The sequence below is a fragment of the Ruegeria sp. BF6 genome (genome assembly GCF_056538665.1).
The window spans coordinates 1,398,643-1,411,622 of the sequence record NZ_JBQFTN010000001.1 but is presented as its reverse complement, the minus strand read 5'-3'; the positions used below and the strand labels follow the sequence as shown (position 1 = coordinate 1,411,622).

At 59.0% G+C, this 12,980-nt stretch carries 9 protein-coding genes and 2 pseudogenes; 6 read left to right on the top strand and 5 right to left on the bottom strand.

The features are described 5' to 3' along the window. Positions 1 to 151 precede the first annotated feature (151 nt). Positions 152 to 1,018, bottom strand: a complete 867-nt coding sequence (gene metF / locus ACR0IM_RS07120) for a methylenetetrahydrofolate reductase [NAD(P)H] (protein ID WP_480590154.1) — start codon at positions 1,016 to 1,018, stop codon at positions 152 to 154. A gap of 94 nt (positions 1,019 to 1,112) precedes the next feature. Between metF and ACR0IM_RS07115 the strand changes: the two genes are divergently transcribed. The 3 genes and pseudogenes from ACR0IM_RS07115 to ACR0IM_RS07105 all read left to right on the top strand — a co-directional run bounded on the left by ACR0IM_RS07115 (position 1,113) and on the right by ACR0IM_RS07105 (position 4,283). Continuing rightward, positions 1,113 to 2,018 carry a LysR family transcriptional regulator gene (locus tag ACR0IM_RS07115; protein WP_480640998.1) on the top strand — a complete coding sequence of 302 codons (906 nt, stop codon included), beginning with the start codon at positions 1,113 to 1,115 and terminating at the stop codon, positions 2,016 to 2,018. A gap of 96 nt (positions 2,019 to 2,114) precedes the next feature. Continuing rightward, positions 2,115 to 2,900 carry an inositol monophosphatase family protein gene (locus ACR0IM_RS07110; protein WP_480590150.1) on the top strand — a complete coding sequence of 262 codons (786 nt, stop codon included), beginning with the start codon at positions 2,115 to 2,117 and terminating at the stop codon, positions 2,898 to 2,900. Between the two features lie 418 nt (positions 2,901 to 3,318). Continuing rightward, positions 3,319 to 4,283: pseudogene (locus ACR0IM_RS07105) on the top strand (DDE-type integrase/transposase/recombinase). Between the two features lie 480 nt (positions 4,284 to 4,763). Here ACR0IM_RS07105 and ACR0IM_RS07100 read toward each other — a convergent pair. Beyond that, a complete protein-coding gene (locus ACR0IM_RS07100; protein WP_480681296.1) occupies positions 4,764 to 5,105 on the bottom strand; it encodes a hypothetical protein in 342 nt (113 codons plus the stop codon). A 346-nt stretch (positions 5,106 to 5,451) separates the two neighbouring features. Between ACR0IM_RS07100 and ACR0IM_RS07095 the strand changes: the two are divergent. After that, positions 5,452 to 5,625, top strand: a pseudogene (locus tag ACR0IM_RS07095) (IclR family transcriptional regulator domain-containing protein); the annotation flags it as partial. Positions 5,626 to 5,652: 27 nt separating this feature from the next. Here the strand turns inward: ACR0IM_RS07095 and ACR0IM_RS07090 are convergent. Beyond that, entirely contained in the window at positions 5,653 to 6,396 is a 744-nt protein-coding gene (locus ACR0IM_RS07090) for a rhomboid family intramembrane serine protease (protein ID WP_480681295.1), read from the bottom strand. 42 nt (positions 6,397 to 6,438) lie between these two features. Then, positions 6,439 to 9,840 (bottom strand): bifunctional proline dehydrogenase/L-glutamate gamma-semialdehyde dehydrogenase PutA, encoded by a 3,402-nt coding sequence (gene putA / locus ACR0IM_RS07085; protein WP_480681294.1) that lies wholly within the window; start codon positions 9,838 to 9,840, stop codon positions 6,439 to 6,441. A 102-nt stretch (positions 9,841 to 9,942) separates the two neighbouring features. On the opposite strand from putA, the gene ACR0IM_RS07080 reads away from it, so the two are divergent. Beyond that, positions 9,943 to 10,431, top strand: a complete 489-nt coding sequence (locus ACR0IM_RS07080) for an Lrp/AsnC family transcriptional regulator (RefSeq protein WP_480590142.1) — start codon at positions 9,943 to 9,945, stop codon at positions 10,429 to 10,431. A 30-nt stretch (positions 10,432 to 10,461) separates the two neighbouring features. After that, positions 10,462 to 11,025 (top strand): tetratricopeptide repeat protein, encoded by a 564-nt coding sequence (locus tag ACR0IM_RS07075; RefSeq protein ID WP_480681293.1) that lies wholly within the window; start codon positions 10,462 to 10,464, stop codon positions 11,023 to 11,025. A 47-nt stretch (positions 11,026 to 11,072) separates the two neighbouring features. Here the strand turns inward: ACR0IM_RS07075 and ACR0IM_RS07070 are convergent, their stop codons facing one another. Continuing rightward, positions 11,073 to 12,962 (bottom strand): PhoX family protein, encoded by a 1,890-nt coding sequence (locus tag ACR0IM_RS07070; RefSeq protein ID WP_480590138.1) that lies wholly within the window; start codon positions 12,960 to 12,962, stop codon positions 11,073 to 11,075. Positions 12,963 to 12,980 lie beyond the last annotated feature (18 nt).

Sequence of the window (12,980 nt, the reverse complement as noted above, 5' to 3'; positions counted from 1 at the left end):
TTTTGCGAAAATTTATTGCGGCTCAAGGGACAGTTTGCCCCAGAGAAGACTATTGTTCTCGCATGAGCTGCGGCTTCCAAACGCGCCGCAACCCCACGAAAAAAGCCCGGAGCCTGAGCGGGATCCGGGCGAAGGTAACTAACAGGAAGACTCAGGCGACGTTCTGCAGTTCGGCCCGTGGTGTGATACCCAGCGCAAAGCACACGTCACGTGTCAGCTCTGGCCGGTTCAGCGTGTAGAAATGCAGCTTGTCCACGCCGCCATCGATCAGGTCGGAACACAGCTCAGTACACAGGGCGGTGGCCAGCAGATCTTCACGATCGTCGCGTACCGCCTTTTCAAAGGCGTGTTCGATCCAGTCGGGAATATGTGTCCCACACCGGCGCGCAAAGTTGCGGGCACCTTTCCAGTTCTCGATCGGCAGGATGCCGGGCACGATGGGCTTGTCGATGCCAGCCTTTTCGCAGGCGTCGCGGAACCGGAAATACGTCTCGGCTTCAAAGAAGAACTGAGTCAGTGCTTCGTCCGCACCGGCGTCCAGCTTGGCCTTGAGCCAGTCAACATCCGCCGCAAAATCACGCGCTTCCGGGTGCTTGTCGGGATATGCCCCAACGCGAATGCTGAACATCTCGGTTTCCGACAGCGCCTCAATCAATTCAACCGAATTGGCAAACCCTTCTGGGTGTGGCTGGAAGCGATCCTGGCCTTTAGGCGGGTCGCCTCGCAGGGCAACAATACTCTGTACTCCGGCTCGTGCGAAGGTATCCGCGATTTCAAGTGTCTCTTGGCGTGACGCGTCAACGCAAGTCAGATGCGCGGCTACCTGCAGGCCAGACGACTTGTGCAGCGTCGCCACTGCCTCGCGCGTCAACTCTCGCGTTGTGCCCCCTGCACCATACGTGACCGAGACAAAACGCGGCTCCAATGGTGCCAGAGTCTGAACCGTGTCCCAGAGGCGGAACGACGCCTCAAGAGATTGCGGAGGGAAGAACTCGAATGAGATTTCTGGTTTTGTCATAGTTGCCTCACAGGTCCAAACTGAAACACTTGTGCCAGTTTCCGCATTGTGAGACAAACTCATATTACTCAAGAACAACATGAGTCACATTGCAATGCACATTGAATTTCGCCACCTGCGTACGATCAAAGCTATTCATGAATGCGGTGGCCTGGCCCGTGCGGCGGACCAGTTGAATATTACGCAATCGGCTTTAAGTCATCAAATCAAAGGATTAGAGGATCAAGCCGGAGTCGAGCTGTTTCTGCGCCGGTCCAAGCCGATGAAGCTGTCGGCGGCAGGGTTGCGCCTGTTGCGGTTGGCGGAACAGATTCTGCCGCAGGTCGAAGCGACGCAGCAGGAGTTTTCGTCGCTGCGCGATGGCCGCACCGGGCGAATGCATATCGCTATCGAATGCCACGCCTGTTTTGAATGGCTGTTTCCGGTGCTGGAGTCCTTCCGTAAATCCTGGGGCGATGTAGATGTCGATATCCGTCCGGGCCTTGCTTTTGATGCGTTGCCCGCATTGCAGAAGGAAGAGGTCGATCTGGTCGTCTCATCCGATCCCGAGGATCTGCCGGGCGTCGAGTTCATCGAACTGTTCGACTATGACGCGGTTTTTGTTGCGGCTTCGTCGCATCCTTTGGCGCAGAAGGATTTCATCGAAGCCGAGGATTTCCGTGGCCAAACCCTGATCACCTATCCGGTCGAACGCACCCGTCTGGATATCTTCAGCCAGTTGCTGATCCCCGCACGGGTCGAACCTGCCGCGATCCGACAGGTCGAACTGACCGCGGTGATCCTGTTGCTGGTGGCGTCGAACCGGGGTGTTTCAGTGCTGCCCGATTGGGTCGTGCGTGAAGTAAAGTACAATTCCGACTACGTCACCCGCCCGCTGACAAAAGATGGAATCACCCGCAGGCTTTACGCTGCGGTGCGCACCGAAGATCTTGAAAAACCCTACGTGCAAAAGCTAATCGAACTGGCGGGAACCGAGGCGCGCAAACTACAGAAGCAATAGGTGCGAAACGCGGATCTGCTATGCGCATCATTCCTCTTGGCAAGGGCGCATTGCCCCAGTATACGCGCGGTTTGACCGAACAGGAGCCGTTGGACAATGGTAGGCAGTGCAAACCTCAACATCATGATCAAGGCCGCGCGTAAGGCGGGGCGTTCGTTGGTCAAGGATTTTCGCGAAGTCGAGAACCTTCAGGTGTCGATGAAAGGCGCGGGTGACTTTGTCTCCAAGGCAGATATTGCAGCCGAGGAAATCCTGAAAGAGGAACTGCTGGGCGCGCGGCCGACCTACGGCTGGCTGGCCGAAGAGGGCGGTTCCATCGCTGGCGAAGATCCGACCCGCCGCTGGATCGTTGACCCGCTGGACGGCACTACAAACTTCCTGCACGGCCTGCCGCATTGGGCGATCTCGATCGCGCTGGAGCACAAGGGCAAGATTGTCGCCGGTGTGATCTACGACGCCGCCAAGGACGAGATGTTCTTCGCTGAAAAAGGCGAAGGCGCATGGATGAACGACACCCGAATTCGTGTCTCGGGCCGTCATCGCATGATCGAATCGATCTTCTCGACTGGCCTGCCGTTTGGTGGCCGTTCGGACCTGCCTGCCACGCTGCAGGATCTGGCCCGCCTGATGCCCGTGTGCGCCGGTGTGCGCCGTTGGGGCGCTGCGGCGCTGGACATGGCCTATGTGGCCGCGGGTCGCTATGAAGGGTTCTGGGAACGTCGGTTGAACGCCTGGGACGTGGCTGCAGGGATCATCATCGTGAAAGAGGCCGGCGGCTTTGTGCAAGCCCTGAACTCTGAAGGCAGCGTGCTGGAGGATGGTGAGGTGATCTGTTCGAACGAACCGATCTTCGATCAGTTCTCCAAGGTGATCCGGGGCTAATACCCCGATATACCCGTTGAGCAAGCGCGCCCCGTTGGAGGTGCGCTTTTTCGTTTCAGAGTGTGGCGCGCAGCGCCGGGCCTGTCGCATCCGCAAAACGCGCGGCACCGGAGGCGATGGTTAGGCCCTTTAGCCCGACGCCGGTTCCATCAAACAGGATGATCTCACCCTAGCTTGTCCGTCCGGGGCGATCGCGGCCGATGACCGCGTCGGTGGGGTAACTTGCGCGGCCTTCAGGTCACCGCTGCCGACGACATGTTGTGCCTCGCTGATGGATATCGATTGGACGACCTCGTCGGCGAATACAGAGGCGTGCGCCACTGGTGCGATGTCGACCATATGCTTGCCTTTTGTGCCGGTGCTTTAGCCTCCAAACTGAATTGGTCCACCGCTGTGTTTTGTAAACGGAGGACCAAGAATGGCAAACAAGCGACCGCAGCTCGAAGGGATTGTCTTGAAGGTAAGGCAAGTTGAGGTGCCGATAGGGCAGGATATGTCCCGACTGGACGCGATCGGACAGATCGGAGTTGTGGATCAAACTTATTAACGCTGGTGTAAACAATATGGTGGAATGGGTGAAGATCAACTGATGGAACTGAAGTGCCTTCAGCTGGGGAATGACAGGTTGAGGTGATTGGATTTGAGACCGGCGCTCGACAAGTTGATCTTAAGGGAAGCTGCGAAGGGAAAATTCTGAGCCCCGCTCGTCGTCGCGCTTGCATCGATCATGTGCGCAGCCAGTTTAAAGAGTCTGAACGCAGGGCCTGCCATGTTATGGGGCAACATTGTTCGACAAAGGTGCATGTTCCAAGAGACCGAGCAGATGAGGATCGGTTGGTTGCCGATGCGATCGAGCCGGCGAGACAATATGGTTGCAATGGCTACCGTCGGATTACGGCCAGAGTATCGAAACTAAGTCTGGACACATGGTTTCGTTCATTGCCGGTCAGATGATGGGAAGGTGTTCCGCAATAAAAACGTCCTTGATGGACACAGCCGGGAATGTCTGGCGAACCAGTTGAAGCGCAGGCTGAACTCCACTGATGTAATTGATGTTCTTTCAGACCTGTTCATCCTGCGTGGCGCTCCCGCCTTCCTCCAGTCGGACTATGGCCCTGAATTCGTTGCACATGCTGTCCGAAATTGGATCGCCGCCGCCTGCACAATGATCGCTTGCATAGAACCAGGGGCACTTCGGGAGAACGGATATTGCGTGACCTTCTACAGATTGCTCGAGGCTCAATTTCTGATCGAATTATTAGGGAAACACATAGTAAAAAAGTGCGAAGTGCATTGGGCTGCCGCCCACCGGCCCCTGAAACCGACATCCTGATAGAACTGAGGCCAATCACACACAAAAACCAGTTTGGACCACTCAGATGAGACCGCTCATTGAAGGCCCCGGCCTCCTGATAGTTCTCGCTTATGAAGAACAGTTGCGCACCGGTTAGCTCGTCCGGATAGTCGGACCGCAGGGCAGGTGCGCGGTTGAAATGGGGTTCGATCCGCTCATGCGCCTCGTGAAATTAGGAGAGCGTCAGGCAGCCGACAGTGGTTAGCGCGTTCAAGATTAATCTCTTTTTTACGCCGCCCGGTTCGATAGGTTAGGTCAGATCGGCCATGGTCATTTTGATCCTAGCGAGGCCGGACAGCACCATAACGTCCGTCAGGTTGCCCAGATCGCAGATGCGGAAGGCCTTGCCATTCATCTCGCCCAGCCAGATGCTAAAACTGACGCCATCCGCGTTGAAGGCATATTCAGTCGGGTATTGCTGTTAAAGTCCTCAGGGTTGACGCAGAGAATTGCAAACCTGTCGCTAGAAGGAAGCCCTTTTGCGATCCTGGCAAAGCGATATCGATGCCCTAGTCATCATAGTCGAACGGCATTGAGGGCAGCGAGTTGGTGCAATCCACGAACAGGATCGCAGGTTGGACACTGGCATCCATCACCCTGCGCTTCGCTGCCATGTCCGAGCGCACCCAGGGGACTGTTTCGTTATGGGTGACCAGGACTGCTTTGATCTCATGGTCCGTGTCTGCTGCCAGAGCATCGGCAAACTTCTCCGCCGGCGCTCTGCTGCTCCAGGGGCTCCCGATGATCCGCACGTCCAGACCGTGATGCTGGCACAGATTGATCAAAGGATGGATGTACATCCCATACCGTGCCATCAGAACTGCGTACTTGGGGCTGACTGTGTTGGTCACCGCAGCCTCCCACTCACTCGTTCCGCTGGCAAGTAAAGTGATGACCTGATCCGTAGTTGTTTCAAAAACCTTTTTTCTGTCCTCTAGCGCCGGTGAGAATGTCCCAACAAAATCCGGAGTGCAGAGGTCCTGGGTCTGAACGTGTATCGCCTGCCGCAGCCGGTTCGGGATGTCCGCCGGGCGCGCGTAAGACGATACTGGCTGCGATGAATCCGCATGCGGCCAGTATGTTCCTCAGTTCGGTCAATCCCGATCGTTTTATGGGCCGCAGGCAGATGCCAGGCTCGGACCTGACGGTGGATTTAGACAAGTTCGTGGCTGGGGATGGTCGTAGGACCACGAAGAACAGTACGAAGGAATGCTCGGTATCGGAGCCGTCATCAACAACGACCGTGCCGCACCCTGCGCCGGGATTTCCGTTTCTGGCCCGTCTGTCCGTATTCACGGGAACAGGGCACTGGAATTTGGCGCTTTGGTGAAAGATGCGGCGCAGGAAATCACGCGCCTCAGCGGCGGCTGAGTACCGTATCAAGCAAAGGGTTGACCTTTATTTACGCGGTATCCGCGGGATACGGGATTGCGACAGTTTGTAATTGTGCTCGGGGTGGGGCGGGTGGCCGTGGGTACGGCTCCAATATGCCGGCCCACCGCGTTTCAACCAAAGCGGGATGCACAGGATCAGGCCGACAAGGAAGCCGCCGGTATGCGCCCAATAGGCGACGCCGCCTTCGTCCGGATTGCTGGCGAAGCTGCCGACGAACTGGATGCCCAGCCAGATGCCCAGCATGATAAAGGCCGGAATTGTGAAGACCCGGAAATAGACGATCAGGATCAACAGGACGTCCACGCGGGCCTTCGGGAACAAAAGGAGATAGCCCCCCATCACTCCGGCGATAGCGCCTGACGCGCCAATCGTCGGCACCACCGAGGCCGGAGCGGTGATGACGTGGATCAACCCCGCGCCTACGCCGGCGACCAGATAGAACAGTAAGAAGGGCAGGTGGCCCATCTCGTCTTCGAGGTTGTCGCCGAAAATCCACAGAAACAGCATATTGCCCGCCAGATGCATCCAACCGCCGTGCAGGAACATCGAAGTCACGAGTGTTTCCAGCGCAAACCCGTCAGTGATCCGCGACGGGATGACCGCGTAGTCGAAATAGAGCCGACTTATCAGCCTCTCGTTACCCATGAACCCCACATAGCTGAGAAAAATCAGGATATTGGCCGCTATCAGAAGATAGACGACATATGGCGTACGCCCCGAGGGGTTATGGTCACGGATCGGAAACATGCGGCGACGCTGGGCTTTTCGCAGCCCAGCGTCAAGGTACGGTTACGCCGCACCTCCCAACAGGGCGGCGTTACCGCCTGCGGCGGTAGTATCGACGCAGACGTGGCGCTCGCCCAATACGCGCGCGCGGTCAGGGTGCCCCGGGATCAGCGGCAGGATGGGACCGTTGCGGCGGGCCAAGCGACGTTCGATTTCACGCGCTGTGTCTTCGTCGCCCCACCAGAGTACACCTGAAAACCCGGTGGCGTTCTCGAGCCGGTGCAGATCCATCATGCCAGTTGCCTGGATGGCCGTGCCACCCAGAGATTTAACGGCCTCGGCTTGTGCTCGTGTCGCGTCCGGTCCCGGACCCATACACAGTAGGGGTGCACGAGGGGTTTCGCTCAGCCGGTTGGATTCGCCCGTCGGGCCGGGCAGGGACTGTGTGCGGATGGCGACGGGTTCGCCCTGCGGGGCGGGCAGGTCACCCATGGTACTGTCCCATTGCGCCGTGCTGTTCTGCCGATCCGGCGCGCAGAAGCGGGCCATGTAGTTCGGTCCACCCGCCTTGGGTCCGGTGCCCGACAACCCTTCGCCGCCGAATGGCTGAGAACCGACGATGGCCCCGATCTGGTTGCGGTTGACATAGATGTTGCCCGCGTGAACGGCCTCGGTGATGTGCTGCACACGGTCGTCGATGCGGGTGTGCAGGCCAAAGGTAAGCCCATAGCCGGTTGCGTTGATGTCGGCGATGACCTGATCGATCTCTGACGCCTTGAATCGCGCCACATGCAGAACAGGGCCAAAGACCTCGCGTTCCAGCGCAGCAATTCCAGAGAGTTCGATCAGGGTAGGGGCGATGAAGGTGCCCTCGGGCGGCGTGGCTAGTTCCTTCAGAACCCGCCCTTCTGCACGGGCCTGTGCGATGTGATCCGCGATTCCCTGCAATGCGTCCTGATCAATGACCGGGCCGCAATCGGTGGTCAGCATCCATGGGTCTCCGACCTGCAACGCCCCCATCGCACCGGTCAGCATGGTCAGCAGGTCGTCGGCGATGTCTTCTTGCACGTAAAGGCATCGCAGGGCCGAACACCTTTGCCCCGCCGATTGAAATGCGCTTTCTATGATGGACTGTACGGCCTGTTCGGGCAGCGCGGTACTGTCCACAATCATTGCGTTCAAACCGCCGGTTTCCGCGATCAGAGGCGTGCCGGGCCGCAGGTTTTCGGCCATGGCCTTGCGGATTTTCAGCGCCGTCGCGGTCGAGCCTGTGAAAGCCACCCCCGAAACCCGCGGATCCGAGGTCAGCGCCGCCCCAACGGACGGCCCACCCGGCAGCAATTGCAGCACATCGCGAGGGACGCCAGCCTCATGCAGCAACTGGACTGCACGGTGGGCAATCAGCGGTGTCTGCGGCGCAGGTTTGGCCAGCACGGCGTTGCCCGTAGCCAAAGCCGCCGAAATCTGGCCAGTAAAGATCGCCAGCGGAAAGTTCCACGGGCTGATGCAGGTGAACGTCCCCGCCGGTTCGGCCTGTGGGATGTTGGCCGCATAATAGCGCAGGAAATCGACCGCCTCGCGCAGTTCGGCCACCGCGTCGGGAACGGACTTGCCTGCCTCGCGGGCCAGCAGGGCGAACAACTCGCCGTAATGTGCTTCGTACAGACCAGCGGCGGCGTTCAGGATGCGCGCCCGGTCTTCGGCAGGGGCTTGCCACGGGCTGGCCGAAGCCAGGGCCAGTTCGACATCCTGTGCGCTGGCCGCAGCGACGGCACCGGGCCGGTCCTGCGGGTTTGCAGGGTTGGTAATCGGCTGGTCTTCTCCGGGACGCGCATCTTCCGACAGCAGCGGTTGCGCATACCAGTGGTGGGCCCGGAAATCGTCCCGGGCTGCGTCGATCCGGTCGAGCGTCGGCGTATGGTGCAGGTCGAATCCCATGGAGTTCGGACGTTCGGGCTGAAACAGTTCAGGCCCGGTTGGCAGGCTGGGTTTCGGTTCCTGAATGGTAGCGAACGGGTCCGAAGCAACCTCTTCCGGTGGCACGGCTTCATCCACGATCTGGTTCACGAAAGACGAGTTCGCACCGTTTTCCAGCAGGCGCCGGACGAGATAGGCCAGAAGGTCCCGATGCGCCCCAACGGGGGCGTAAATCCGGCAGCGCGTGTTGCCCTGGTTCTTGACGATCTGGTGCAGGGTCTCGCCCATGCCATGCAGGCGCTGAAACTCGAACGGCTGATCATTGGCCATATGCAGGATGGCACTGACCGTATGCGCGTTATGAGTGGCGAATTGCGGGTAGATTCGGTTGGTCATTCCCAACAGCTTGCGCGCATTGGCGATGTACGAGATGTCGGTCGCCTCTTTGCGGGTAAACACGGGGAAGCCTGAGACACCCTCGACCTGAGCGCGCTTGATTTCGGTGTCCCAATAGGCACCTTTGACCAGCCGCACCATCAACTTGCGGTCATGGCGCTCCGCCATGTTATAGAGCGTATCCAGCACGATCCCGGCGCGCGGGCCGTAAGCCTGCACCACGATCCCGAACCCGTCCCATCCGGCGAGGGCGGGCTCGGCCATCACCTCTTCGATCACCTGCAGGGACAGCGACAGACGGTCGGCTTCCTCGGCATCGACGTTCAGACCCATTCCGGCCGCCTTGGCCAACAGGCAGAGCGCGCGCAGGCGGGGCACAAGCTCATCCATCACGCGCTGTTCCTGTGCGAGTTCATAGCGAGGGTGCAGCGCCGAAAGTTTTACTGAAATTCCGGGATTGGCGCGAATGTCATCATGGGTACACGCATCTGCAATGGCGGCAATCGCGCGCGAGTAAGACAGGTGATAGCGGGCGGCGTCGGCCTCGGTGCGTGCTGCCTCGCCCAGCATGTCGTAGGAATAGGTGTAGCCCTTGGCTTCCATCGCGTTGGCGCGGTCCATGGCAGATCGGATCGTCTCGCCTAGAACGAATTGGCGGCCCATCTCTTTCATTGCACGGCCTACGGCGGTGCGGATCACCGGCTCACCCAGTCTTTTGATCGCCCCGCGCAGAGCACTGACCGGCGAGGCTCTGCCCTCATCCAGTACCTTGCCCGTCAGCATCAGCGCCCAGGTCGATGCGTTCACCAGAGACGATGAGGACTGACCAAGATGCTTTCCCCAATCCGACGGCGCGATCTTGTCCTCGATCAGCGCGTCAATCGTGTCGGCATCCGGGACCCGCAGCAGCGCCTCGGCCAGACACATCAGCGCGACGCCTTCATCGGTGGACAGGCCATATTCAGCCAAAAACACCTCCATCATACCGGGTGAGGTGCTGGACCGGATATCGCGCACCAACTGCGCTGCCGCCGCGCAAATCGCGACGCGGTCGGGTTCGCTCAGTTCCGACTGAGCGATCAGGACATCCAGAATTTCGGACTGATCGGCATAGGTCTGGCTGTCGATATGGGTGCGCAGGCTGTGTGTCATGTATCCTCCGAGCTTTTGTTAAATATAGGATCGATTTTGCGGGATGATTGCCTTAATTTTGAGTTGAGAGAGGCGAATGGACTGAAATTTTGTGAGGTTTCGATGCAAATGAACCGCCCCGATCTGGACCGGTTTGACCGGGCGATCCTGACGATTCTGGCCGAGGACGGGCGTATCTCGGTCGCAGATCTGGCGCGACGCATCGGGTTGTCGAAATCCCCGACTCAAGCCCGCGTAAAAAGGCTTGAGGCCGAAGGGATCATCACCGGATATCGGGCTCTGCTGGATCCGATCCGTCTTGGGCTGGACCATGTCGCCTTTGTCGAGGTGCGCCTGACCGACACGCGCGAAAAGGCATTGGCCGAGTTCAACTCGGCGGTACGCAAGGTCGCCGAGATCGAGCAAGCCCATATGATCGCGTCGAATTTCGATTATCTGCTGAAAATCCGCACCGGTTCGATGTCGGAATATCGCGCCGTTCTGGCCGAGAAAATCTCCTCCCTGCCGCATGTGGCCAATACTTCTACTTTCGTGGCCATGGAGGCCGTTAAAGAAACCGGTGTATCAGGGGCCCTCGAAGGGATGGGTTGACGAAACGTTCGGTGGCGCCACCATTGGATCATGAAACAGATCGCTTTCGCCTTCATCCTGTTGACCGTTTATACACCCGCGCAAGCCGGGGAATGCCCGGCTGCACCAGATCACAGCGCGGGTGTCAGCGGAGTTATCGCGCAAATCCAGAAGGCCGAGACCGAGCGGGCCGCCCGAACCCTATCGAGTCAGTTGTGGGAGTTCTGGGCGGACGCGCCTGATGCAAGTTCACAACGGTTGCTGGACCGTGGAATGGCGCGTCTCAGGGCGTCGGACTTGCTGGGTGCGATCGAGGATTTCGACAAGCTGATCGCCTACTGCCCAACCTATGCCGAAGGGTATAACCAGCGCGCCTTTGCGTATTACCTCGGGCAGGATTTCGCCGCCGCCCTGCCCGATCTGGACAGGGCTATCGAACTATCGCCGAACCATGTGGCCGCGATCAGCGGGCGTGCGTTGACCTTGTTGGGACTAGAAAGGTTGGATGAGGCGCGAGAGACTTTGAATTATGCGCTGCAACTGAACCCGTGGCTGTCGGAACGCCATCTTTTGGGGCCGGGCGGTCCACTGGAGCCGCCCGGTCAGGATATCTGAGGAAAAAACGCCCCCGAGCCGCTAGGTCGGAGGCGTTTTCGTATGGCTTACCCAACCAGACCGCTATCGGCGCGTTTGATCGTAATCACTGAGGAGCGAGGTGTGCCGCCATCGGGCCAGTTGCTGCCCGGGTGCTGGATACCGACAAACATGGTGCGCAGGTCACTGGACCATGCCAGACCGGTGACTTCGCAGCCATTCGGGCCGGTCATGAAGCGCGCGATCTCACCGGTGACCGGATCACCAACCAGCATCTGGTTGTTGCCGTGACCTGCAAAATCATCCTCGTTTTCGTCATTGCCGTCGGTCTGGATCCAGACCAGGCCGGTCGAGTCGATGGCCATGCCGTCGGGCGAATTGAACAGGTTGCCCTCGTTCACGTTCTGCGAACCGGCGCGATCGTCGGAATGCACGGTCGGGTTTCCGGCCATGACATACAGGTCCCAGTCAAAAGTTTCAGCGGCGTGGTCGTTATTCGCAGGGCGCCATCTCACGATCTGACCGTATTTGTTGGCCTCGCGCGGGTTAGGTCCGTTGACCGAGGTATCGTCACCCCCGGCATTCGGCTTGACGCCCCGGTTCTTGTTGTTGGTCAGGCAGCAGTATGCCTCGACCACGACCGGGCTGGAGGCGACCCATTCCGGACGATCCATGGTGGTGCCGCCGGCCTTGGATGCGGCCATTCGGGTAAAGATCGCGATCTCTGCGTCTTCCATGCCGGTTGTTTCCGGTGTCAGGGGCAACCACGCACCGGTCGCGTCATCATTGAACTTGGCGACGTAAAGCGTGCCATCGTTCAGCAGACTCTCGGTCTCGCCACCCGGCCGGTAGGTGCCGTTCGAGACAAACTTGTACAGGTATTCACCGCGCTCATCGTCGCCCATATAGACAACCACGCGGCCATCGGCAGCAAGTGTCACCTCGGCATTTTCGTGCTTGAAGCGGCCCAGACCGGTGTGCTTGACCGGTGTTTTGTCCGGCTTGGTCGGGTCAATTTCAACGATCCAGCCGGCGCGGTGCGGCTCATTCGGGTTTTTCGAGGTGTCGAAACGCGGATCAAAGAACTCGTAGCCGTTCCAGCTTTCGGCCTTGATACCGTACCGTGCCATGCCATCCGCGACCTTCTGATCATAGCTGGCATTCCCGTCAGACGAGCCGAAATAGCCATTAAAGTTCTCTTCGCAAGTCAGGTAAGTGCCCCAAGGTGTCTTGCCCGCACCACAGTTATTCATTGTCCCCAGCGATGTGGTCCCGGTCGGGTCGGCCTCGGTCTTCAGCAGATCGTGACCAGCCGCCGGGCCAACGATCTTCATGGGCGTGTTATGGTGGATGCGACGATTGAAGGGGCTGTCCTTGACAACTGACCAACCATCGGGGCCTTCGGTGATTTCCATGACGGTGACGCCCTGGATGTTTTGCAGCTTCAGAACGTCATCGGCATTGGCTGGCACGCCTTCATTCGCGGCGGGCAGGTTGATCTTGCGGTTCGGGTATTCGTGGTTGATCGCGATCAGTTCGTGACCCTGGAACGAGAACGTCTCCATTCCGTCGGTGTTTTCACCAAACACGCGGTCTGATTTCTCGATCGCACCACCGTCGGTCAGGTCATAACCATCGGCGTCGGAAAACAACGGGTCGCCCCAACGCATCAGCATTTTCCATTCGTACCCTTCCGGGACGTGCACGGTGCCGTCGGTTTGCGCTGCAATCGGAGTGAACGCAAAGCGCGAGGCGGTTTGCGCCTGCGCCGAGGTGGACCCCATCAGGCCCGCACCCATGGCCGCTGCACCCGAGCCAAAGGCCAACACGCCGCCCAGAAAACCACGCCGCGATATGGCGCTTTCAACAACGTGGTCAAAGTCGTTATCCTCTGGGCGGGGAAAGTGCAGCTCGTCCCAGTCGTCGGCAGACAAAGTGGTGGGGTCAACGTTGTTCATGGATGGCTCCTGGCGGTC